This window comes from Segniliparus rugosus ATCC BAA-974 (genome assembly GCF_000185725.2).
In the GTDB taxonomy this organism is placed as follows: Bacteria; Actinomycetota; Actinomycetes; order Mycobacteriales; family Mycobacteriaceae; genus Segniliparus; species Segniliparus rugosus.
In genome coordinates, this window is record NZ_KI391953.1 from 1,742,921 (window position 1) to 1,764,638 (window position 21,718).

The 21,718-nt window shown below is 67.4% G+C and carries 19 protein-coding genes and 1 tRNA gene; 12 read left to right on the plus strand and 8 right to left on the minus strand.

Going from position 1 to position 21,718, the window contains the following annotated elements; genetic code table 11:
* Positions 1-8: 8 nt before the first annotated feature.
* Both HMPREF9336_RS08585 and HMPREF9336_RS08590 read right to left on the minus strand, forming a co-directional pair.
* Positions 9-1,817 carry an APC family permease gene (locus HMPREF9336_RS08585; protein WP_007470941.1) on the minus strand — a complete coding sequence of 603 codons (1,809 nt, stop codon included), beginning with the start codon at positions 1,815-1,817 and terminating at the stop codon, positions 9-11.
* 67 nt (positions 1,818-1,884) lie between these two features.
* On the minus strand, positions 1,885-2,274 hold the full coding sequence (locus tag HMPREF9336_RS08590) for a hypothetical protein (RefSeq protein WP_007470942.1): 390 nt from the start codon (positions 2,272-2,274) through the stop codon (positions 1,885-1,887).
* Positions 2,275-2,512: 238 nt separating this feature from the next.
* Here HMPREF9336_RS08590 and HMPREF9336_RS08595 point away from each other — a divergent pair.
* From HMPREF9336_RS08595 to HMPREF9336_RS08625, 7 genes are all read left to right on the plus strand, one after another.
* Positions 2,513-2,586: transfer RNA gene (locus HMPREF9336_RS08595), tRNA-Pro, on the plus strand.
* Between the two features lie 67 nt (positions 2,587-2,653).
* Complete coding sequence (tig, locus tag HMPREF9336_RS08600; RefSeq protein WP_007470943.1) at positions 2,654-4,012, plus strand: trigger factor; 1,359 nt, start codon at positions 2,654-2,656, stop codon at positions 4,010-4,012.
* Between the two features lie 120 nt (positions 4,013-4,132).
* Complete coding sequence (locus HMPREF9336_RS08605) at positions 4,133-4,735, plus strand: ATP-dependent Clp protease proteolytic subunit (protein WP_007470944.1); 603 nt, start codon at positions 4,133-4,135, stop codon at positions 4,733-4,735.
* A gap of 30 nt (positions 4,736-4,765) precedes the next feature.
* Entirely contained in the window at positions 4,766-5,398 is a 633-nt protein-coding gene (locus HMPREF9336_RS08610) for an ATP-dependent Clp protease proteolytic subunit (RefSeq protein ID WP_007470945.1), read from the plus strand.
* A 92-nt stretch (positions 5,399-5,490) separates the two neighbouring features.
* Positions 5,491-6,771, plus strand: coding sequence for an ATP-dependent Clp protease ATP-binding subunit ClpX (gene clpX, locus HMPREF9336_RS08615; protein WP_007470946.1), 1,281 nt, complete (start codon positions 5,491-5,493; stop codon positions 6,769-6,771).
* Between the two features lie 21 nt (positions 6,772-6,792).
* Positions 6,793-7,248, plus strand: a complete 456-nt coding sequence (gene aroQ, locus HMPREF9336_RS08620; RefSeq protein WP_007470947.1) for a type II 3-dehydroquinate dehydratase — start codon at positions 6,793-6,795, stop codon at positions 7,246-7,248.
* Between the two features lie 28 nt (positions 7,249-7,276).
* On the plus strand, positions 7,277-7,699 hold the full coding sequence (locus HMPREF9336_RS08625) for a PPOX class F420-dependent oxidoreductase (protein ID WP_007470949.1): 423 nt from the start codon (positions 7,277-7,279) through the stop codon (positions 7,697-7,699).
* Between the two features lie 108 nt (positions 7,700-7,807).
* Here HMPREF9336_RS08625 and HMPREF9336_RS08630 read toward each other — a convergent pair whose 3' ends face one another.
* Together HMPREF9336_RS08630 and HMPREF9336_RS08635 are read right to left on the minus strand one after the other, a co-directional pair.
* The gene (locus HMPREF9336_RS08630; protein ID WP_021030370.1) at positions 7,808-8,962 is read right to left on the minus strand and encodes an oxygenase MpaB family protein; all 1,155 of its coding nucleotides are present in this window, start codon (positions 8,960-8,962) and stop codon (positions 7,808-7,810) included.
* 106 nt (positions 8,963-9,068) lie between these two features.
* Positions 9,069-10,883, minus strand: a complete 1,815-nt coding sequence (locus tag HMPREF9336_RS08635) for an N-acyl-D-amino-acid deacylase family protein (RefSeq protein ID WP_007470952.1) — start codon at positions 10,881-10,883, stop codon at positions 9,069-9,071.
* Between the two features lie 62 nt (positions 10,884-10,945).
* On the opposite strand from HMPREF9336_RS08635, the gene HMPREF9336_RS08640 reads away from it, so the two are divergent.
* Complete coding sequence (locus HMPREF9336_RS08640; protein WP_007470954.1) at positions 10,946-12,013, plus strand: DUF2330 domain-containing protein; 1,068 nt, start codon at positions 10,946-10,948, stop codon at positions 12,011-12,013.
* Here the strand turns inward: HMPREF9336_RS08640 and fdhD are convergent.
* Both fdhD and HMPREF9336_RS08650 read right to left on the minus strand, forming a co-directional pair.
* A complete protein-coding gene (gene fdhD, locus HMPREF9336_RS08645; RefSeq protein ID WP_007470955.1) occupies positions 12,006-12,848 on the minus strand; it encodes a formate dehydrogenase accessory sulfurtransferase FdhD in 843 nt (280 codons plus the stop codon). The two genes, HMPREF9336_RS08640 and fdhD, sit on opposite strands and share 8 nt — an antisense overlap.
* 1 nt (position 12,849) lies before the next feature.
* Complete coding sequence (locus tag HMPREF9336_RS08650) at positions 12,850-15,138, minus strand: FdhF/YdeP family oxidoreductase (RefSeq protein WP_007470957.1); 2,289 nt, start codon at positions 15,136-15,138, stop codon at positions 12,850-12,852.
* 64 nt (positions 15,139-15,202) lie between these two features.
* Here HMPREF9336_RS08650 and HMPREF9336_RS08655 point away from each other — a divergent pair, with 64 nt between their 5' ends.
* Positions 15,203-15,493 carry a phosphoribosyl-ATP diphosphatase gene (locus HMPREF9336_RS08655; protein ID WP_007470959.1) on the plus strand — a complete coding sequence of 97 codons (291 nt, stop codon included), beginning with the start codon at positions 15,203-15,205 and terminating at the stop codon, positions 15,491-15,493.
* The gene (gene hisG, locus HMPREF9336_RS08660) at positions 15,493-16,347 is read left to right on the plus strand and encodes an ATP phosphoribosyltransferase (protein ID WP_007470960.1); all 855 of its coding nucleotides are present in this window, start codon (positions 15,493-15,495) and stop codon (positions 16,345-16,347) included. The genes HMPREF9336_RS08655 and hisG overlap by 1 nt, the downstream gene beginning before the upstream one ends.
* A 124-nt stretch (positions 16,348-16,471) precedes the next feature.
* Here the strand turns inward: hisG and HMPREF9336_RS08665 are convergent, their stop codons facing one another.
* Both HMPREF9336_RS08665 and HMPREF9336_RS08670 read right to left on the minus strand, forming a co-directional pair.
* Positions 16,472-17,818: a DUF222 domain-containing protein gene (locus tag HMPREF9336_RS08665; RefSeq protein WP_007470962.1), complete on the minus strand. Its 1,347-nt coding sequence runs from the start codon at positions 17,816-17,818 to the stop codon at positions 16,472-16,474.
* Between the two features lie 65 nt (positions 17,819-17,883).
* Positions 17,884-18,840 carry an alpha/beta hydrolase gene (locus HMPREF9336_RS08670; RefSeq protein WP_007470964.1) on the minus strand — a complete coding sequence of 319 codons (957 nt, stop codon included), beginning with the start codon at positions 18,838-18,840 and terminating at the stop codon, positions 17,884-17,886.
* A 126-nt stretch (positions 18,841-18,966) separates the two neighbouring features.
* Here HMPREF9336_RS08670 and mqo point away from each other — a divergent pair, with 126 nt between their 5' ends.
* Positions 18,967-20,484 carry a malate dehydrogenase (quinone) gene (gene mqo / locus HMPREF9336_RS08675; protein WP_007470966.1) on the plus strand — a complete coding sequence of 506 codons (1,518 nt, stop codon included), beginning with the start codon at positions 18,967-18,969 and terminating at the stop codon, positions 20,482-20,484.
* On the plus strand, positions 20,481-21,716 hold the full coding sequence (gene cobA / locus HMPREF9336_RS08680) for a uroporphyrinogen-III C-methyltransferase (RefSeq protein ID WP_007470968.1): 1,236 nt from the start codon (positions 20,481-20,483) through the stop codon (positions 21,714-21,716). Before mqo ends, cobA begins: the two co-directional genes overlap by 4 nt.
* The last annotated feature ends 2 nt before the right edge of the window (positions 21,717-21,718 follow it).

Consider the following 21,718-nt stretch of genomic DNA (forward strand, 5'->3'; position numbering starts at 1 on the left):
GTTCGGCCTCAGACCAGGCTCGCGGCGGCTGACGGCTCGCGCCGCTCCGCCGAGGCGCCCACAGGGATGCGCATCCGGCAGATCAGGGCGCTCGTCTCTTTGCGCAAGCAGCGCTCCATGTCGTCCACGTGGCCGGTGGGCAGCACGCGTTCCCAAGCTCCCTTGCGGTCCGGCTCGGCGAGCAGCACGAGCACCTGTTTGCGGGCGGTGAGCGTGTTCACGTGCTCGGCGAGGGCGAGCCCGATCTCTTGGCTTCTGCCGTCCAGCTGCACGAGCTCGACCTCTGGCTGCCATCGGGCCCATGCGGCGCTGAACTTGCCCGGCTGCTCGTTCTCCTCCTGCACGTGCACGGCGACCACGTCGCCTCGTCCGAGCGAGAGCGCGGTGGCGAGGGCTTCCTTGGCGAGGCTGGAGATCTCGGACACCGGCACCACGACGAGGGTGCCCTTCGGACGGGGCTGCTCCGGGGTTTCGCCGACCTTGCGGCGGGTGTCCGAGCGCTGGTGCTCGCGGCGGGTGCGGCCCATGAGCCAAACGCAGGCAGGCACGGTGACCGCGACCAGCCAGGCTCCTTCGCCGAACTTCACGGCGGTGGTGATGACCACGGCGAGCGCGGTGAGGGTCGCGCCGAGGACGGCGACGGCGAGTTTGCGCCGCCAGCCGAGGGGCCGGACGACGAGCCAATGCCGGGCCATGCCGGTCTGCGCGATGGTGAAGCCGATGAACACCCCGATGGCGAAGAGCGGGACCAGCGCGTTCATCTCGGCTCCGGTGAGGACGAGGATCGCTGCGGCGGCCCCGGTCAGGCACAGCACGCCGAACGAGTACACGCCGTTCGTGTTGCGCACGGAGAACCGATGGGGGAGGTAGTCGTCGTTCGCCAGCAGTTTGAGCAGGTTCGGCAGTCCGCCGTAGGAGGTGTTCGCGGCGAGGGCGAGGAGCACGACGGTCGAGGCCTGCACGAGGAAGTAGCCCGAGCCCCTGCCGAGGGAGGCCTCGGTGACTTGGGAGAGCACCGTGATCCCGTCGACCGGGCGGATGTGGAATTTCTGCACGAGGGCGGCGACGCCGAGCAGCATCACGCCGAGGGCGGCCCCCAACGCGATTTCGGTGCGCTGGGCGCGTTTGATCGCGGGGCGGCGGAACGCCGGGGTGGCGTTGGCGATGGCCTCCACGCCGGTAAGCGCGGAGCAGCCGCTGGAGAACGCCTTGAGCAAGAGGAGGACGCCCACGGCATGGGCTTGGGCCCCGGCCTGCTGCGGCTGCTCGGCGACCGACGGTGCTGAGCGCGCGAGCCCGGCGAGGATCACGGCGGCGACGGAAAGGACGAACAGGACCGTCGGAGCCATCATCGCTTTGGCCGAGGTGGCAAGGCCGCGCAGGTTGAGCGAACACAGCACGGCCAGCGCGCCGAGCGAGATCCAGAGCGTGTAGGGGAGGAGCGCGGGGACGGCAGAGGTCAGCGCGGCGACCCCCGCGGCGATGGAGACCGCGACGTTAAGGACGTAGTCCACCACCAGCGAGCTAGCCGCCACGAGCGCCCACCGTCTGCCAAGACGGCGGTTGGCGACCGCGTACGCGCCGCCGCCGTCCGGGAACGCGCCGATGACCTGCCGGTAGGAAATCGTGAGCATCACGAGCAGCGCGACGACGGCGCAGGTGACCGGCAATGTGAAGCCGAGCCCGGCGGCTCCGGCCAGCGCGAGGACGAGCACGATCGACTCGGGGCCGTAGGCCACGGACGCGAGCGCGTCCAGCGAGAGCCCCGCCAGCCCGGTCGCGACGGTCAAGGAACCTCGGTCAGCTTGTGTCCTCACCAGCCACAGTATGCGCTGCGATCACACGGCGATGGGCGATCTTGACGAGATTTTGGCGGCGCTAGCATCAGACCCCCCAGAAGTCGTCGTCTTCCTCGTTCGGGCTCAACGGGGCGTATTGGCGCAGCTCGCCGTCCCGGAGCATCCACACTCGGAAGAATCCCTCCTCCTGGTCCATCATGAAGACTTGCAGGACGTTCGGGCAGTGCCAATTTGTCTGCGTGATCTTCGTGAGGATTGCCGGGATATCGGCATGGTTAAGCGCGCCAGCCCAGACATTGCATTCGGGATACTTGCCGCCGCCCCAGAGCGTGTTGCCGCCTGTCGTCTCGCAAAGAGACCCGCAGCCGCCCCCGCTGTTCTTGCCTCCTGCTTGCTGCAGCCAGTCGCTCAACGCCGCCACATTCGGCCCGTCTCGTCCCGTCACGGACACCATCATGTTCGTCACCCAGCTCATGCAGTTGATTATCCGAGGCGGGGCAACGGATTTTGGCCGGTGGCGCGGTCTGGCTCTGTGGGAGCGGAGGGTCGTGCTGGCAACAGTTTGTAGTAGGCTTTTCCAGCCTTGCTATGGCGATGTCCGGGGCGTGGCGCAGCTTGGTCGCGCGGTCTGGCTCTGTGGGGGCGGAGGGTCGTGAGGTTCTGGGGCGGGCGGCTGGTGGTGTAAGATTCTCCGCTGGCGTTTTCGTCTGTATCGGGGCGTGGCGCAGCTTGGTAGCGCATCCGCTTTGGGAGCGGAGGGTCGCAGGTTCAAATCCTGTCGCCCCGACGGAGTCGACCGACAAGACGTTTGGTCGTTTGACCTGGTGAAATAACCGATTTAAAGGAGACAGGTAGTGCGGAGCACGGTGGAGCGGTTGGGCCCGACGCGGGTGCGGCTGGATGTCGAAATCCCGTTCGAGGAGCTCAAGGGCGAGCTTGACGAGGCGGTGCGCGTCCTCGCGCACCACGTCCGCATTCCCGGTTTCCGCCCCGGCAAGGCCCCCGCGCAGCTGATCCGCGCCCGGCTCGGCGAGGAGGCGATCCTTTCCCAGCTTCTCGAGGAGGCCGTGCCCGCCCGGTACAACGAGGCGGTCGCCGAGGCGAAGCTCCAACCGCTCGGCCAGCCGAAGTTCGACCTCGGCGAGCAGAAGCCGGTATTCGGCGAGCCGATCAGCTTCAGCGCGGAGGTCGACGTGCGCCCGGAGCTTGAGATCCCCGACTTCGACACGATCGAGGCGACCGTCGACCCGCTCGCGGTCAGCGACGAGGATGTCGCCGAGCGGATCGACCGGCTGCGCCAGCGCTTCCGCGAGCTTTCCCCGGTCAAGCGCAAGGCCAAAGACGGCGACGTGGTGACCGTCGACGTGGTCGAGCTGGTGGACGGCGAGGCGGTCGAGGAGACCAAGGAGACCGACCAGCCCATCGACCTCGGCGACGCGAATACCCCGCAGAACCTCAAAGACGCCGTGCTTGGCCTGAAAGAGGGGGAGAAGGGCAAGGTCGACTTCGAGACGACAGTGGAGGACGCGCAGCGCAGCCTGGAGCTCACCGTCACCTCGGTGAAGGAAGTCAAGCTGCCGGAGCTGGACGAGGAGTTCGTCCAGACCGCCTCCAGCCACGACACTGTGGCCGAGCTGCAGGAGGCGACCCGCAAGGAGCTGGAGGAGGAGCGCCTGCGCGGCCGCCTGAACCAGCTCCGCGAGCGCGTGGTCGACGCCTTGATCGCCAAGATCGAGCCGCCGATCCCCGAGGCTGTGCTCGCGGCAAGGGTCCGGGGCCAGATCGCCCAGCTGACCCAGCGCACCGGCTTGAGCCCCGAGCAGTTCGCGCAGTTCCTCCAGATCCAGGGCAAGACGCTGTCCGACCTTGAGGAGCAGTTCGCCGAAGCCGCCAAACGCGACCTCGGGCTGCAGCTGATCCTCGACGCGATCGCGGACAAAGAGGGCTTGGCGACCGCCGAGCTGGAGCAGGTCGACGACCTGCGGCTGCGCGCCGCGCGTTACTCGGGCAAGAAGGCCGACGAGCAGCGCAACCAGATCGAGCAGTACGCGGCGATGCTGGAAGAGGTCCGTCGCAACCAGGCGTTGCGCCAGGTGATCGACGCCGCGAAGGTCACCGAGACGGACGGCACGGTCGTCGACGTCGCGGAGCTGTTCGCCCAGGCCGCGCCCAAGTCCGAGGACGACGCAGACCACGATCACGAGGACGCGTAGTTCCGCTCTGCGCGAAGAAGCGCCGCCGCTGCCACACAGCGGCGGCGCGGCCCGCTAAGGTCATTCTCAGACGGCGACCAACCGATCAATAATCGACACCTAAGTTAGGCAGGCTTATCGATGGGCAAGAACTTCCCGAGCATGCGTTCCGACCTCGCGGGTCTGAACCTGACGGACTCCGTGTTCGAGCGGCTCTTGCGGGAGCGGATCATCTTCCTCGGCTCTGAGGTCGACGACGACATCGCCAACCGGCTGTGCGCGCAGATCCTGCTGCTCACGGCGGAGGATCCGACCAAGGACATCTCGCTGTACATCAACTCGCCTGGCGGGTCGATCAGCGCGGGGATGGCCATCTACGACACGATGCAGCTGTCGGAGTGCGAGGTCGCGACCTACGCCATGGGCATGGCCGCGTCGATGGGCCAGTTCCTCCTCGCCGCTGGAGCCAAGGGCAAGCGGTTCGCCCTGCCGCACGCGCGGATCATGATGCACCAGCCTTCTGCGGGCATCTACGGCGCTGCTGCGGACATCGCGATCCAGGCCGAGCAGCTCGCCGCGACCAAGAAAGAGATGACGCGCCTGAACGCGGAGTTCACCGGGCAGACGGTGGAGAAGATCCACGAGGACTCCGAGCGCGACCGTTGGTTCACCGCTGCCGAGGCGAAGGACTACGGCTTCGTGGACCACGTCATCAGCCGGGCAGCCAAAATCGGCAGCAACTAGGCTTCGCGACGAGCAGAACGGATTGACATTATGAACCACATCCAGCCGACTTCGCGGTACATCGTCCCGTCGTTCATCGAGCACACCTCGACCGGCGTCAAGGAGACCAACCCGTACACCAAGCTCTTCGAGGAGCGGATCATCTTCCTGGGCACCCAGGTGGACGACACCTCCGCGAACGACATCATGGCGCAGCTCCTGGTGCTCGAGTCGCTCGACCCGGACCGCGACATCACGATGTACATCAACTCGCCGGGCGGGTCGTTCACCTCGCTCATGGCCATCTACGACACGATGCAGTTCGTGCACTGCGACATCGCCACGGTCTGCTTGGGCCAGGCGGCCTCCGCCGCCGCGGTGCTGCTCGCGGCCGGAACGCCGGGCAAGCGGGCGGCTCTGCCCAACGCGCGGGTGCTCATCCACCAGCCGCGCATCGACGGCGGCGCGATCCGGGGCCAGGCCACGGACCTTGAGATCCAGGCCGCCGAGATCGAGCGCATGCGCCGTCTGATGGAGACCACGCTCGCCACGCACACCGGCAAGTCTGCGGACGAGGTTCGCAAAGACACCGACAGGGACAAGATTCTGACCGCGGAAGAGGCCAAGGAATACGGCATCATCGACACCGTGTACCCGTACCGGAAGAAATCGGCGAAAAACTAATCCGGTTCTGCCCCCAAAAACTGCCCGAGGCAGGTAATGTCGGGTATGTGGCGTGAGGGCCACCTAGACGACGAGAGAAGGCACGGCACGAGATGGCACGCATTGGAGATGGGACGGACCTGTTGAAATGCTCTTTCTGCGGAAAGAGCCAGAAGCAGGTCAAGAAGCTGATCGCTGGTCCCGGCGTGTACATCTGCGACGAGTGCATCGACCTGTGCAACGAGATCATCGAAGAGGAGCTGGCCGAAGCCGGCGAGGTGAAGCTCGACGAGCTGCCCAAGCCCGCTGAGATCCGCGAGTTCCTCGAGGGCTACGTGGTCGGCCAGGATCCGGCGAAGCGGACGCTCGCGGTGGCCGTGTACAACCACTACAAGCGCATCCAGGCGGGCGACAAGCTCGGCAGGGACGGCAAGGGCGGCGTGGAGCTCGCGAAGTCGAACATCCTCATGCTCGGGCCGACCGGCTGCGGGAAGACGTACCTCGCGCAGACCCTGGCGAAGATGCTCAACGTGCCCTTCGCCATCGCGGACGCCACGGCGCTGACCGAGGCTGGGTACGTCGGCGAGGACGTGGAGAACATCCTCTTGAAGCTGATCCAGGCGGCCGATTACGACGTGAAGCGGGCCGAGACCGGCATCATCTATATCGACGAGGTCGACAAGATCGCCCGCAAGTCGGAGAACCCCTCGATCACCAGGGACGTCTCGGGCGAGGGCGTCCAACAGGCGCTTTTGAAGATCCTCGAAGGCACTCAGGCCTCTGTGCCGCCGCAGGGCGGGCGCAAGCACCCGCACCAGGAGTTCATCCAGATCGACACGACGAACGTCCTGTTCATCGTGGCGGGGGCGTTCGCGGGCCTGGAGAAGATCATCGGCGAGCGGGTCGGACGGCGCGGCTTGGGCTTCGGGGCTCAGATCCGCACGCGCGAGGACGTGGAGACCCGCGACTACTTCGCCGAGGTCATGCCGGAGGATCTGATCAAATTCGGCCTCATCCCCGAGTTCATCGGGCGGCTCCCGGTGATCGCCTCAGTCGCGAATTTGGACAAGGAAGCGCTGGTCACGATTTTGACGGAGCCGAAGAACGCGCTGGTCAAGCAGTACCAACGGCTCTTCGAGATGGACAACGTCGAATTGGAGTTCAACAAGGAGGCCGTGGAGGCCGTCGCCGACCAGGCGCTGCTGCGCGGCACCGGGGCTCGCGGGCTGCGCGCCATCATGGAAGAGGTGCTGCTGCCCGTCATGTACGACATCCCGAGCCGGGACGACGTGGCGAAGGTGGTCATCACCGAGGAGACCGTCCGCGAGAACGTGTTGCCGACGATTGTGCCGCGCAAGGCTCCGCGCAACGAGCGGCGCGAGAAGAGCGCGTAGCGCAGCGTCTGGCCAGCACTAATGCCACAACGGATTTTGCTGCTCAACGGGCCGAACCTCGGAGAGCTTGGCAGGCGCGAGCCGTCGATTTACGGCAGGGAGACTCTTGCCGACGTGGAGCGCGCGTGCGCCGCGACCGCCGCCCGGTACCGGCTCGAGGTCCTCGCCAAGCAGTCCAACCACGAGGGCCAGCTCATCGACTGGATTCACGAGCCGGACCCGGACCGAGTCGGCGTGGTGATCAATCCGGGCGGGCTCGCGCACACGTCGGTCGTTTTGCGCGACGCGATTGCGGCGCTGTCGGTCCCTTCGGTCGAGGTGCATATCAGCAACGTCCACAAGCGCGAGGAATTCCGCCACCACTCCTACCTGGCCCCCGTGGTGACCGGGGTGATCGCGGGGCTGGGCACGGGGGGCTACGTCCTCGCGGTCGAGCACCTCGGCAGGCTCTTCGAGCGCTCGCAGGTCAGCGCCTAGCGCGACGGATCACAGGTAGAGTCGGATCATGGCTTCGCTGCACGATCCTCAGATTCGCGATTTCCTCTCGTCCGGGCCGAAGATCGGCCAGCTCGGGTATTTGGGCAAAGACGGCAGACCGCTCGTGGTGCCGATCTGGTTCATCGTCCGGGGCGACGCGTTGGTCGTCTCCACCGCGGCGGACTCCGCGAAGGCGAAGGCGCTGCGGCGCGACCCCCGCGTGGTGCTCACGGCGGACGTCGACACGATCCCGTACGCCTATGTGCAGGTGCAGGGCGTCGCAGAGGTCGAGACGAACCCGCCGCAGAGCAAGGAAACTTTCCTCGAAATCGCGAGGCGCTACCTCAGCGAGCAGGAAGCAGCCACGTTCGTGGAGCAATACGGAAGCGTCGACCTTGCGTTGGTCACTATTCGCCCGACAAAAATCGTCCCGGTGTTCGAGACGGGGTAGGCTCCGGCGAGCGCCGCCAGACCTCGAGGCCCGACGCGGACAGCGAGATCAGCTGCTCGCGCGCGTCCTTCGGAAGAGGACGGCTCGGCCGGGCCATGGCAAGGTCTTCTAGCTTGCGGCGATGCGGGGAGTCCCTTGGTAGACGCTCTTCTTCGTCCGGCCGACCCGGCGGAAGGCCTGGTCCACCTCGCGGATGTCGCCCATGCTGTTGACCGCCATCGCTGCGCCCCGTGCCAAGACCTGGTACACGCGCAGCAGCGGTTGGTTCGGCTGGCGGAAGTTCAGCACTTTCTGAATGGGCTCGGGCAGGATGTCTTGGATCAGCCAGCCAACGAAGCCGCCGCGCAATCCCCGAGGGATCATGCGGATATAGTCGATGTTGTCCGCGTTGACGGCCACCCCGACGACCGCAGGGGAGTTGTTGAGGACGTCGGCGCATTCCGCTTTCGTCTTCGGCAGGCCGACGCCGCCGAGGGCCTCGCCGATCACCGCGTACTCGCGGTAGAACTGGTCGAGCGCGGCGCCGCTGAGCGGCCGAGGGTGGTAGCGCTCGTGCGCGGCGGCGAGGCCTTGCACGACGGTGGCGTAGGTCCAGCGGAAGAACTCGGGGTCGTCCGCGTCGTAGGGCTTGCCGTCCGGGCGGACCCCCTTGACCTGGCTGTGCATGGCTTTGACGGTCTGGCAGAGCGATTCGGCCGCTTCGGTCGAGCCGTAGGCCGCTCCGGCGAAGAAGGAGAGGGTGCGGCCGGCCCGCACGACCCAGCCGGTTCCTGAGATCGTGCCGGGGATGGCTTTGCCCGTTTGGTCGCGCCCGACGAGCTTGGAGTGGTCGAACACCGCGTACTGGATGTCCTGGTGCATGATGTCGACGATGGCGGTGTTCACCAGGCCCAGCGCGATGGTCGGGGTGTGGGTGAGCACGTACCAGATGGCGCTGTCCGGGCCGAACCAGCCGGGGTCGCCCTCGGGGGCGTCGAAACGGGTTTTTTTGAAGTAGTCCGGGCGGAAGAGCTCGAAGAGCAGGTCCAGCGGTTTGAAAAGGCGCTTCGGGTCGGCCCGCGCCGCCTCGATGATGGGGGAGAAGTTCGGGGCAGAGTCGTAGAACTCCAGCAGCCCCCGGCGCGCCCCGATGCGCAGCAGGACGTCGCTGATGGCCAGCGCCGCCTTGTTCGCCGCCGCCGTCATCGGGTCCGGCCTGCCGGATCCACGCTTGGGCGAAGGCTGTGCGGGCGGGGTCGCCTCCGGTCTCACCGGACAAGTCATGAGGTCTCCTTGTGATGCGCGTTACCTCATTCAATGATACATAAATGTAAGAATGTCTCAAGCGTTTCGCGCGCACGAGCGAGGCCGTGCCGGACAGGCTCTGCGGTCAGGCAGCTCCGGGCAAGCGGCGCTCGTCCTTCCGGGGGCCTTGCCCGGCGAGGAACGTCCCCGCCTTGAGCGTGGTCCCGAAGCCCTCGGCGAATTCGCCGTAGCGATAGACGACTTTCCCGCCGACGACGGTGGCCGCCACGGCGGCGTCGTTGCGGTTGACGATCCGCGACACTCCGAACACCGGGGCGTATTCCTCGTGGTACGCCTCCAGAGAGCTGTCGAGCCCTGCGGGGTCCACCACGGCGATGTCGGCGCGCCCGCCAAGGCGCAAGAGGCCCGCGTCGAGCCCGTACCATTCGCCGAGCTCGCCGGTCAGCCGCCGCACGGCGGCCTGGAGGCTCATGAACGGCTTGCCCGCCTCCTGCGCGTCTTTGACGAGTTTGAGCGCGCGCAACGGCGCGTTGTAGAAGCCGAAGTTGCGCAGATGCGCCCCGGAGTCGTTGTTGCCGAGCTGGAACCACTTGTAGGCCATGGACCTGCCGAGCTCGTCCGCGCGGTCGTTGGCGACGGTGGTGTGCCACCGCACGTCGCCGGGATAGGCCGAGACCAGGTCGAGGAAGGCGTCCACCGGTTGCACCGGGCCGCCTTCTCTCGCGGCGCGCTCGTCCGCGACCTGGCCGAAGGACTTGCCGACCACGGACTCGTCCGGGCAGCTCACGATCTCGGTGTCGTAGAAGTCCCGGTTCCACGCGTTCACGCCGAACTTCTTGGCCATGTCCTTGCGGAACTCGCGCCGGTAGTCCTCGCTCTTCATGAACTCGCCCCGTTCGACCCGGTCGCGGATGTCCAGCGCGGCGGTGCCGGAGGCGAATTCCTCGAAGATCACCAAATCCACCCCGTCCGAGTACAGGTGGAACGGGGCGGTGAGCAGTTGGAACGAAACGTCCGAGCCGATGGCCGGGTTCACGAAGCCGGTGACGAGTTTGAGCAGGCGGATGACGTTGCGGTCGGATTTGAGGTCGAACGCGGCCAGAAGGCTGGTCTTGAGCGGCTTGCGGCGGCGCAGACGGCCCAGCAGGCCTCCTGCGCTCTGCAGGAAATGCTTGATCGTCTCGGTGCGCTTGGACACGTCGAGGTTGGACTGCACGACCCCGCCCTTTTCTCGCACCACGTCGTAGAGGAGCGCGTACTCGCGCCAGGTCGCATACGTGGAGGGCAACTGCGCCCCGGCGAACCGGGTGCCCGCGAGCTTGGAGAAGCGCAGCCGGTCGGTGGACAGGCCGACGAAGCCCGCGTCGAGCGCGTCGGCGACCATCGTCCGCATCCGGTCCAGCTCGGCTTTGGTCGGCCGGTACTCCGTGTCGGTGGCGCGGCCGAGGCCCAGCACGGCCACACGGATGTCGGAGTGCCCGATGAAGGTGGACACGTTGCAGCCGAGCGGCAGCCGTTCGATCGCCTCACGGTAGGCTTTCGGCCCCGTCCAGTCCTTATGCTCCTTGAGCAGCCCGTGCACCGCGTCCCACGGCAGCGCCTCCACGCGGGCGAACAAGTCCGCTGCGTCGTCCGGCTCGACGTACACGGCGGACATAGAGCAGTTGCCGTAGAGCACGGTGGTCACGCCGTGGCGGACGGACTCGCCGAGTCCGGTGCCCGCGAGCACCTCCGCGTCGTAGTGCGTGTGCACGTCCACGAAGCCGGGGAGCACCCATTTGCCCGTCGCGTCGACGATCTGCGCGCCCTCGGCGGCGAGCGGCTCGACGGAGAACGCCGCGACCTTGCCGTCCTTCACCCCGACATCGCAGCGCACCCCGGGCGAGCCTGCCCCGTCGAACACCAAACCGTTCCGGATGACAAGATCGAAGCTGGGCATGGTCGCTCCTTGGAAAATAGTTGCTCTTTCCTCACATAGTGTAGCCGTGTAGAGTCCGAAGCATGGGGAAGGGCTGGAGGATCCTCGAGATTGCGACGCTACTGCTCGCGACGGGTTTTGTCGCGCCGGGACAGGCGGAGGCGTGCGCGTGCGGCGCGTTCGTCGCGGCAGACTCCCGGCTGACCGCCGTCGAGGAGACCGCGCTGATCGAAGTCGATTCGCTGGCTCCAGGGCGCACGTCGCAGACGGTCGTCCTCAATCTCGGCCTGCGCTCGGAGGCCAGCGTCACCGACGCGGCGTTCGTGATGCCCGTCCCCGGACCCGCGCAGTTCAGCCTGGCCGGCCCGACGCTGTTCACGGCGCTCGACGAGATGTCGAAACCGAAGGTCCAGTACGACGTGGAGCATCACTTCGCCCTCACGTTGCCCTTCTTGATGGGCGGGGTCCCACGCGCCGGCTCGGCTCCGGGCGTGGTCGTCGAGAACCGGGTGACGCTCGGCCCCTACGACGTGGTGGCCCTGACCGGCTCGGAGGCCTCGGCGGTGCGGGACTGGCTGCACGTGCACGGCTTCGAGCTGTCGGCGGAGCTCGGCGAGGGCCTGACCGAGTACCTGGCGAAAGGCTGGCAGATCGTCGCGGTGAAACTGACTTCGGCGGACGGTCTGCAAGGCGTGCTGCCGCCGATGCGGATCACGTACGAGTCGGACGGGGTCGTCTACCCGATGCGGCTGTCCGCGCACGCGAAGAGCCAGCAGCAGCTGCGGGTGTACGTGCTCGCCGACCACCGCGCGAGCATCACCAACCCGACTCCGGACAGCGCGGCCCCGGAGGAGACGTTCGCGGGATGGGTGCGCTCGGAGGATGTGCCGCCTCTTCAGACGGAGTTCTCCGGCCAGCGCTTTTTGACCCGGTACGACCAGGAGTTCCATCCGGCCGCGAACGCTGCGGACATCCGTGTCGCCGCCGCGCCGGACGACGCGCCGTTCCGGGCCGTCGTGCACGTCGTGGACCGAGAGCCATGGCCGTGGAGCGGCGCGTTGTGTTGCGGGCTTTTCCTCGTCCTGCCTTTGGCGGCCGCCCTCGGCGCGGCGGCGCGCTCGAAGCGGCGGCGCGCGAACGCCGTCAGCTGACCTGCTCGGGCGCGCTGACCCGGTCGGGGCAGGTGTAGACGTTCATCGTCGCGCCGCGCAGGAACCCGACCAGAGTGAGCCCCGCCGAGGCCGCAAGGTCCACCGCCAACGAGGACGGGGCCGACACGGCGGCGAGCAGGGGGATCCCCGCGAGCACCGCTTTCTGGACCAGCTCGAAAGAGGCGCGGCCCGAGACGACTAGCGCGTGCCCGGCCAGCGGCAGGCCCCCTTGGCGCAGGAAGTGCCCGATGGCTTTGTCCACCGCGTTGTGCCGTCCGACGTCCTCGCGCACCGCGAGCACTTTGCCGTCCGGGTCCATGACGGCCGCTGCGTGCAGCCCGCCGGTGGCCTGGAACACGCGCTGCGCCGCGCGCAACGCGTCCGGGGCCTCGGCGAGCATGGCCGAGGAGAACCGGGTCTTGTCGTCGGCGAGGCGGTACGGGCTTGCGGTCACCACTTGGTCGAGCGAGGTCTTCCCGCACACTCCGCAGGCGGAGGAGACGGCGAAGGAGCGCCCCAAGCCTTTCGCGCGACCGTACGCCGCCTCGCTCAGCGCCACGTCCATGACGTTGTAGGTCTGCAGGCCTGTCTCCGGGTCCGTCCCCGCGCAATAGCGGGCCGAGAGCACGTCGTCCCGGTGGCGGACGATCCCCTCGGCGTGCAGGAACCCGTGGACGAGATCCACGTCCTCGCCGGGGGTGCGCATCGTGAGGGTCAGCGCCTCGCCGCCGAGCCGGATCTCCAGCGGCTCCTCAACGGCCAGCGAGTCGAGCCGGTCGGTCTGCGTCGCGCCGTTGACCCGCAGGACCGGCTTGCGGACGGTGACGCGGCCCATGTCAGCCCGCCACCGGCTGCAGCCGCACCGTGATGGCTTTCGCGACGGGAGTGTTCGAGCCTTTCGCCACGTGGTCCAGGGGCATGAGCGGGTTCGTCTCGGGGTAGTAGGCTGCGGCGTTGCCCTTCGGGGTGTCGTAGGCGACGACGCGGAAATTCGCGGCGACGCGCTCTTCTTTCACCCCGTCCTGGTCCCATTCCGAGACGATGTCCACGTGCATGCCGTCCGCGAGGCCGAGCTCTGCGACGTCCTCGGGGTTCACGAACACCACGTGCCGCCCGCCCGCCACGCCCCGGTAGCGGTCGGAGAGCCCGTAGATCGTGGTGTTGAACTGGTCGTGGCTGCGCAGGGTCTGCAAGACGAGCCTGCCGGACGGGACGGGGACCCATTCGAGCGGGTTCGCGAAGAAATTCGCCTTGCCGGTCGCCGTGCGGAACTCCCGCGAATCCCTCGGCGGATGAGGGAGGGGGAACCCGTCCTTCTCGCGAACCCGCGCGTTGAAGTCGGCGAAGCCCGGCACGACGCGGCTGATCGAATCGCGAATACGGTCGTAATCCTCCCGGAACGCCTGCCACGGCACGGGATGCTCGGGGCCGAGGAGCTCCTGCGCGAGCTCGCAGACGATGGCGACCTCGCTGCGCAGCTCCGCGCTCGCGGGTTTGAGGTTGCCCCGCGAGAGGTGCACCATCGACATCGAGTCTTCCACGGAGACCACCTGCTTGCCGCTGGCCTGCAAGTCCCGGTCTGTGCGTCCGAGAGTCGGCAGGATCAATGCGGTCCTGCCGCGCACCACATGGGACCGGTTGAGCTTGGTGGAGATCTGCACGGTCAGCGAGCAGCCGCGCAGCGCGGCCTCTAAGAGATCGGTGTCCGGGGCGGCCTGGACGAAGTTGCCGCCCATGCCGACGAAGACCTTCGCCTTCCCGTCCCGCATGAGGCGGATCGACTCCACGACGTCCGCGCCGTGCGCGCGGGGGGAGGCGATGCCGAACTCCCGGTCCAGCGCGGCGAGGAAGCTTTCCGGCATCTGCTCCCACACGCCCATGGTCCGGTCGCCCTGCACGTTCGAGTGCCCGCGCACCGGGCAGACCCCCGCGCCCGGTTTGCCGATCATGCCGCGCAGCAGCAGCACGCTGGTCGCGTCCTGGATAGTGGCGACGCCATGCACGTGCTGCGTGAGGCCCATGGCCCAGCAGATGATCGTGCGCTGCGAACTCGCGACCAGTTCCGCGATCTCGCGCAACTGCGCCTGGCCGATCCCGCTGGCCTCTTCGACGATAGCGAGGTCCACGGCCCGGATGTGCTGCTCGTACTCGGCGAAGCCGTGGGTGTGCCGCTCGATGAACTCGCGGTCGATCTGCCCGCTCTCCAGCAGCAGCTTAGCCAGCCCCTGGAACACGGCCTGGTCGCCGCCGAGGCGCACCCGCAGGAAATGATCGGCGAGCTTGGTGCCCTTGCCGACCACGCCGTGCACGGTCTGCGGGTCTTTGAACCGGATCAAACCCGCCTCGGGCAGGGGGTTCATCGCGACGATCCGCGCGCCGTTGGCCTTGGCCTTGTCCAACGCGGTGAGCATCCGAGGGTGGTTGGTGCCTGGGTTCTGGCCCGCGATGATGATCAGGTCCGCGTGGTGGACGTCGTCGAGCGAGACCGATCCCTTCCCGATGCCGATGGAGGCGGACAGCGCCGTGCCCGAAGACTCGTGGCACATGTTCGAGCAGTCGGGGAGGTTGTTGGTGCCGAAGGAGCGCACGAGCAGCTGGTAACAGAACGCCGCCTCGTTGCTGGTGCGTCCTGAGGTGTAGAACACCGCCTCGTCCGGGCTGGCGAGCGCGCCAAGCTCGTCGGCGATCAGCCGATAGGCCTCGCCCCAGGAGATCGGCTCGTAATGCGTCGCGCCGGGCCGGGCCACCATGGGGTGGGTGAGCCTGCCCTGCTGGCCGAGCCAGTAATTGGTGTGGGCTTCAAGGTCGGCGAGAGAGTGCCGGGCGAAGAAATCCAGATCGGCCCGCGCTGTGGTCGCCTCGTCGGTGACGGCCTTCGCGCCGTTCTCGCAGAACTCGGCGACGCGCCGATGGCCATGCGGATCCGGCCAGGCGCAGCTCGGGCAGTCGAAACCGTGGTTTTGGTTCAGCCGGGCGAAGGTCTGAGCGGTGCGGACCGCTCCCATCTGCGGCAGGGCGCGTCCCATCGAGACGAGCACGGCCTTGACCCCCGCCGCGTGGTCCTCCGGATGGGTGACGGCGAGCTCCGCCTCGTCGATCTCCTCTGGACGTGCTTTGGGTCGCATGGGCTCTAGTGTGCTCCCTCCTCTGGTCGGGCGGCAACCTGGCTCATGAGAAACTGTGTGGGCTATGGCCACTCAGACACCTTCCGAGACCCCGAAAACCTTTGACACGCTGTTCGCAGAGCTGAAGGCGCGCGCGGAAAGCGGCGACACCGACAGCTCGACCGTGGCCGCGCTCGGCAAGGGCGTGCATTTCATCGGCAAGAAGCTCATCGAAGAAGCCGCAGAGGTGTGGATGGCTGCCGAGCACGAGGACGACGACGCGTTGGCTTTGGAGCTCTCCCAGCTGCTGTATTGGGCGCAAGTGGTCGCCCTCGCGCGCGGGATCAGCTTGAACGACATCTACGGGAGGCTCTGATGCTGAGGGTTGCTGTGCCCAACAAGGGCATGATCTCCGGTCCTGCGGCGGATCTGCTGTCCGAGGCGGGATACCGCCGTCGGCGCGACAGCAAGGATCTCTCCGTGCTCGACGCGGCGAACGAGGTCGAATTCTTCTTCCTCCGCCCGCGCGACATCGCGGTGTACGTCGGCTCCGGGGATCTCGACCTCGGCATCACGGGCCGGGACTTGGCGCTGGACGCGGGCGCGAGCGTGCGCGAACGCCTTGGCCTCGGCTTCGCGACCTCGAAGTTCCGGCTGGCCGCCCCGGTGGGGCAGGACTGGACCCTGGCCTCGTTGACCGGGAAGCGGATCGCCACCTCGCTGCCGAACCTGATGCGCTCGCATCTGCGCAAGCACGGAGTGGACGCGCAGGTCGTCTCGCTCGACGGCGCGGTGGAGATTTCGGTGCAGCTCGGCGTGGCCGACGTCGTGGCGGACGTGGTGGACTCGGGCCAGACGCTCAGCCAGCACGGTCTTGCCCCGTTCGGCGAGCCGATCTGCGTTTCGGAGGCGGTGCTCTTCGAGCGGGACGGCGAGGGCGATTCCGCGAAGGAGAAGGCGAAAGCGCAGCTGACGGCCAGGCTGCAAGGCGTGGTGTTCGCCCAGAAGTACCTCATGCTCGACTATGACTGCCCGAAGTCGGTTCTCGACGAGGCGGTTTCTGTCACGCCGGGGTTGGAGTCGCCCACCATCGCCGACCTCGCGAACCCGGATTGGGTTGCCGTGCGCGCGCTCACCCCTCGGGCGGAGGTCAACGCGGTGATGGACAAGCTCGAAGAGCTTGGGGCGAAGGCTATTCTGGCTTCAGACGTGCGCCACTGCCGGTTCTGACTCTGCGATACCGCGCCTCAGTTCGGCGCAGTGATGGGGTGCTGGCCGGTTGGACTGATCCAGCGTCTATGCAGAAAGACACTGCGTATGGCTTCGTGCTGTTGCCGGACGGTAGCTGGGTGTTCTAACCAGGTGCGGTGGTGTAGTGCTGGCCGGTGGGGGATGTCCATGTGACGGCGCCGTCGGGGTTTTGTGTGTCTCGCCATCGTCCGTGGGTTTTTGCGCTGGGGGCACCTCCCACGAGCTCTGCGAGTGGGGGAGGGTGGTGTTTGCAGAGTCGTTTGAGATTTTGAGGGACGGTTTGTCCGCCTGATGCTGGGTTGTGGTGGTTGAACGGGTTCGTATGGTCGAGTTCGGTTCTCGCTCGGCGGTGGCACCCTGGGCGGTGTTGTGCCTCAAGCGCCGGCGGGCTGGTGCAGTGCTGGTCTCTGGCGTTGACGTGGGTTTCGACCGCTGGCGCGGGTTTGTAGCGCTCGGGTGTGGTGGTGAATTTGATCCGGGTGGCGGCTTTCGCGAGTTTCTGGGCGAGTTCGGGGTCGATGGGGGCTCCGTTGAGCCTCCCCCACTCGCAGAGCTCGTGGGCGGTGCCCCCAGCGGGGAGGTCGGAGAGGTTGGCGAGGACGGCGAGGTCCACGACGAGCTCGACGGGTTTGGCTTGGGGCGCGGGGCGTTGGGCGGCTTTGCAGGTGTCGCGGCCGCATTCGCAGCGGAGGCGGTCTTCCCCGTTCCCGACGAGGGCGGATAACGCGTCGGCCCGGCGGGTCCACATCGCTCTGGGATCCCCAGGGCAGACGGTCCTGGCGGCGGCGTCGAGCTTGTCTTTCACTGCCGCTGCTTCGAGCAGCGGCATGGTGCCCCAGATTTTCGCCATCTCGTCCCCGACCGGTTGGAAGAAGAGTCCGCGTTCGGCGTGCGCCCGCTCGCGCCGAACGCGGGTCCATTCGGAGTCCCACCGGACGTACTGCGCCTCGATCAAGCCCTGGATCTTCGATTGGGAGTGCAACCGCCAACGCGGAGCCCGCTCCGCCAACCAGGTGTCCAGCTTCTCCCGCCATCCCGCAGGAGCAGCATTCAGCGACTTGCCGATGTAGCTCGCGACCTTCGTGGTGACCTCCCCGGTGGCGAGTCTCGCGCCGAGCTTGGGATAGCGCTCGGTGATGTTCTCCGCGAACGACAACATGCCCTTCGCCTCGCGAGAAGAGACCCCGAGCGCCGGGGCGAGTTCGAGGATCGCCGCTTCGCGAGTCGAAAAGGAGAAAATCCCCTTCCCGCCCTGACGCTCCTCCGCCAACTTCCGCTCGGCGATATTCTCCGCGACGGCAACGACGGTCTCCGCCTTCAACGACAGCAGCATCGCTTCGGCGCGCTCGATCTCCGCGAGCGCTGCGAACCTCGCCTTCGACCCCGCGCGCAACCCCTCCCGGAGGCTCCTAATTCTCTCCTCCGACACGATCCCCGTCGTGCTGCTCATACGTTCGATTCTATCGGAAAGTGTGTTACATCACAAGGGGGAATTTGGGGGAAATGCTGGAAAAGCTAGGCCGAGGCGAAAGTTCGTTCGTGCCTGTCCAGCCACTCGTCCAACGCGGCGTACGCGCGGGTCCGAGCATTCAAACGAGAGAGGAAGACATCGTGACGCGCCTCGGGGATCTGCACCACATCGGTCTGCGGCGTGATGAAGCCCGCCCACCGCTTGATATGCGCCACGTCCAGTACGGCGTCGGACGTGTCCATCCGCTCAGGCTCCGAACCGGAGAGGTACGACCGGTCGGAGTGCAGCACAAGCGCAGGGACCCCGACGTCCACGCCTTTGTGCAGCTCGCGTTGCGCGCGGGTGACCGCGCGCAGCCAGCCGAGCCGCAATGGCGGTCCGAGCAGCGGTTTGCGCTCTAGGTTGTAGTCCCACTCGCCCCTGTAGTCCTTGTGCAGGCTCTCGCCGTACGCGCCGAGGCTGTTTTGAGGGAGCGTCAGCGCGGGCGCGATCGGCCCGAGCGTCGTCGCGAGGCCGATCGCGACGAGCCGCAGCGGCGTGGGGGCGGGAAGCTCGACGAACGGGCTGTTGAGCACAAGCCCTCGGACCAGCCGCGAGGCTGTCGAGCCGGAGCCGCGCCGCAGACGCGCGAGGGCGAGCGGCGCGATGAGCCCGCCGGTGGAATGCCCGTGCAGGACGATCGGCAGCTCGCCGATCTCGTCCCGGACCACTTCGAGCGCCGCGCGCAGGTCCGCGTCGTACTGCGCGAAGTCCGAGCTGTAATGCGGGGTGAGCCCGCGTCGTCGGGAGCGTCCGCATTTGCGCAAGTCCAAGGCGTAGAACCGGTAGCCTCGGGCGGAGCAATGCTCGGCGAGCCCGCGCTGGAAGAAGTAATCGTTGTAGCCGTGCAGATGCAGCACTGCGCCGCGCGGCGCCCCGGAGAGACCGGCAGGAACATGTTTGACGAGGGTGGCGAAAATCTCCCCTTCGCCGTCAGGATCGGCTCCGAGCGGTATGGTCAACTGGCGAAAATCGTCCCCTAACTCGTCAGATGACCAAAGGGGCGGTGCGTCTGCGGCAATGCTCACGCGGGCATCATAGACATCCTGAGTGACAAGCGGGAGCAGGTCAGCCGTAATATTCTGAACATGTCTGATCGAACCAACCCTGCGGCATCGACCAAGAAAGCCGGTTCCACCGTGCTGGAGACAGATGTGGCTCTGATCGGCGCGGGAGTCGTGAGCGCCACGCTCGGCTCCCTCCTGCGCCAGGTGCAGCCCGATTGGTCCATCGCCGTGTTCGAGCGCCGCCCCGGCGCGGCGGAGGAGTCGAGCTCCCCGTGGAATAACGCGGGCACCGGGCATTCGGCGCTCTGCGAGCTCAACTACACCCCGGCCAAGCCGGGCGGCGGCGTGGACATCACCAAAGCCGTGGCGATCAACGAGCAGTTCCAGGTCACGCGGCAGTTCTGGTCGAGCCTCGTCCAAGCGGGGCACTTGGTCGAGCCGAAGCGGTTCATCAACCCGGTCCCGCATATGAGCTGGGTGACCGGCCGGGAGGACGCCGACTACCTCAAGGCGCGCTACGAGGCGCTCTCGAAGCACCCGCTGTTCTCGAACATGGGCTTCTCGACGAGCCCGGAGGAGTTCGCCAAGCGCCTGCCGCTGATGGCCAAGGGCCGCGACTTCTCCGACCCGTTCGCGATCACTTGGGAGGAGGACGGCACCGATGTGAACTTCGGCGAGCTGTCCCGCCAGCTCCTCGCGCACGTCGCAAGCGCGGGTCCGCTCTTGTTCGAGCACGAGGTGACGAGCCTCAAACGGGACGGGGAGCGCTGGAAGCTCTCGGTGAAGAACCTGCGGACGGGGGAGAAGACCACGGCTCGGGCGAAGTTCGTCTTCGTCGGCGCGGGCGGGTACGCCTTGCCGCTGCTGCAGTCGGCGGGCGTTCCCGCTGTCAAGGGCATGGGCGGGTTCCCGATCTCCGGCGCGTTCTTGCGCTGCACGAACCCGGACGTCGTCGCGCAGCACCAGGCCAAGGTGTACGCCAAGGCCACCGGGTCCGCCCCGCCGATGTCCGTCCCGCACTTGGACACCAGGGTGATCGACGGCAAGAAGGGCATCCTCTTCGGCCCGTACGCGGGCTGGTCCCCGAAGTACCTGAAAGAGGGCAGGCTCACCGACCTCTTCGCCTCGTTGCGCCCCGGCAATATCCTGCCGTATCTCTCGGTGGCCGCCACCGAGTTCAACCTGGTCAAATACTTGGTCGGACAGTTGCTCCAGTCGCCGTCCGACCGGATCGCGGCGTTGGCGGACTTCGTCCCCTCAGTGAACCCCGAAGACTGGGAGCTGTACTTCGCGGGGCAGCGGGTGCAGATCATCCGAGGCAAGGGCGCGAAAGGCACCCTCGAACTCGGCACGGCGGTCGAGACGACCCCGGACGGCACGGTCGCCGGACTGCTCGGAGCCTCTCCCGGCGCGTCCACCTGCGTGTCGGCGATGCTCTCCACGCTCGAACGGTGCTTCCCGAAGGACCACGAGCGCTGGACGGGGAAGATCAAGGAGCTCGTTCCCTCGTACGGCACGAAGCTCGCCGAGAACCCGCAGTTGCACGAGCGTTTGTTCGCCGAGTCCGCTAAGACGCTCGAACTGACTTCGGCCTCTTGAGCCAGAACGCGGCCGAACCGTATCTCGCGGGCCTGAACCTCGCGGATAAGCCGGTCGTGGTCGTCGGCGGCGGCGCGGTGGCCCGCCGCCGGGTCGCGGGCCTTGTGCGGGCCGGGGCTCGGGTGACCGTCGTCGCGCCCGAGGTGACCACCGCCATCGAGGCGACCAAAGGGGTCACAGTCGTGGCGAGGGAGTATCGCGAGGGCGACCTCGACGGATTCTGGTACGCGCTGGCCTGCACCGACGACCCCGAGGTGAACGCGCGCGTCGTGGCGGAGGCGGACCGGCTGAGGGTCTTCTGCGTCCGGGCGGACCAAGCGCGCAGCGGGTCTGCGGTCACCCCGGCGATCGGACGTTCCGGCTCGCTCACCGTCGGCGTCCTCGCGGGCGGTGACCATCGGCGGTCCGCAGCCGCGCGCACCGCGATCACCGCCGCCATCGAGGACGGCAGTCTCGACGTGGAAGCCGAGGCGCTGCCCGAGTCCGAGACTCCGGGTGTGGCGCTGGTCGGAGCAGGACCGGGGGACCCCGAGCTCATCACGGTCCGGGGCAAGCGGCTTTTGGCCAGGGCGGACGTGGTCGTCGCGGACCGGCTCGCCCCGCCGGAGCTGCTCGCGGAGCTGGGGCCGAAGGCCGTTGTGGTGGACGCGGCGAAGGTGCCGGGCGGACGCGCGATGGACCAAGAGGACATCAACCGCACGTTGATCGAGCACGCTCGGGCCGGAAAGTTCGTGGTGCGCCTGAAAGGCGGCGACCCGTATGTGTTCGGCAGGGGCTTCGAGGAGTATCTGGCCTGCGTCGAGGCAGGCGTCCCGGTGACGGTGGTGCCGGGCGTGTCGAGCGCCATCGCGGCCCCGGCGCTCGCGCAAATCCCGGTCACCCATCGCGGGGTGACGCACGAGGTGGTGATCGTGAGCGGCCATCTCGCGCCCGAAGCCCCCGCGTCGCTGGTCGACTGGCAGGGGCTCGCCAGGCTGGGCGGCACGCTCGTCCTGATGATGGCGGTCACCAACTTGCCCGCGATCAGCGCGGCGCTGATCGCGGGCGGGCGCGGCCCCGCGACCGCGACGGCGGTGATCGAGGACGCGAGCAGGCAGGGCCAGCGGGTGCTGAAGGCCCGTCTCGACCAGGTGGCCGACCTTGTGGCAAAAGAGCGGGTCGGGCCGCCTGCGGTCGTGGTGATCGGCCCTGTGGTGGCGCTCTTGGACGAAGCAGGGGCTTCGAACGGGTAGTC

Bases quoted from the DNA above. Each gene is read 5' to 3' on its own strand.
- HMPREF9336_RS08590 (WP_007470942.1), bottom strand. From the start codon at position 2,274: ATGAGCTGGGTGACGAACATGATGGTGTCCGTGACGGGACGAGACGGG.
- HMPREF9336_RS08605 (WP_007470944.1), top strand. From the start codon at position 4,133: ATGGGCAAGAACTTCCCGAGCATGCGTTCCGACCTCGCGGGTCTGAAC.
- HMPREF9336_RS08610 (WP_007470945.1), top strand. From the start codon at position 4,766: ATGAACCACATCCAGCCGACTTCGCGGTACATCGTCCCGTCGTTCATC.
- clpX (WP_007470946.1), top strand. From the start codon at position 5,491: ATGGCACGCATTGGAGATGGGACGGACCTGTTGAAATGCTCTTTCTGC.
- aroQ (WP_007470947.1), top strand. From the start codon at position 6,793: ATGCCACAACGGATTTTGCTGCTCAACGGGCCGAACCTCGGAGAGCTT.
- HMPREF9336_RS08625 (WP_007470949.1), top strand. From the start codon at position 7,277: ATGGCTTCGCTGCACGATCCTCAGATTCGCGATTTCCTCTCGTCCGGG.
- HMPREF9336_RS08630 (WP_021030370.1), bottom strand. From the start codon at position 8,962: ATGACTTGTCCGGTGAGACCGGAGGCGACCCCGCCCGCACAGCCTTCG.
- HMPREF9336_RS08635 (WP_007470952.1), bottom strand. From the start codon at position 10,883: ATGCCCAGCTTCGATCTTGTCATCCGGAACGGTTTGGTGTTCGACGGG.
- HMPREF9336_RS08640 (WP_007470954.1), top strand. From the start codon at position 10,946: ATGGGGAAGGGCTGGAGGATCCTCGAGATTGCGACGCTACTGCTCGCG.
- fdhD (WP_007470955.1), bottom strand. From the start codon at position 12,848: ATGGGCCGCGTCACCGTCCGCAAGCCGGTCCTGCGGGTCAACGGCGCG.
- HMPREF9336_RS08650 (WP_007470957.1), bottom strand. From the start codon at position 15,138: ATGCGACCCAAAGCACGTCCAGAGGAGATCGACGAGGCGGAGCTCGCC.
- HMPREF9336_RS08655 (WP_007470959.1), top strand. From the start codon at position 15,203: ATGGCCACTCAGACACCTTCCGAGACCCCGAAAACCTTTGACACGCTG.
- hisG (WP_007470960.1), top strand. From the start codon at position 15,493: ATGCTGAGGGTTGCTGTGCCCAACAAGGGCATGATCTCCGGTCCTGCG.
- HMPREF9336_RS08665 (WP_007470962.1), bottom strand. From the start codon at position 17,818: ATGAGCAGCACGACGGGGATCGTGTCGGAGGAGAGAATTAGGAGCCTC.
- mqo (WP_007470966.1), top strand. From the start codon at position 18,967: ATGTCTGATCGAACCAACCCTGCGGCATCGACCAAGAAAGCCGGTTCC.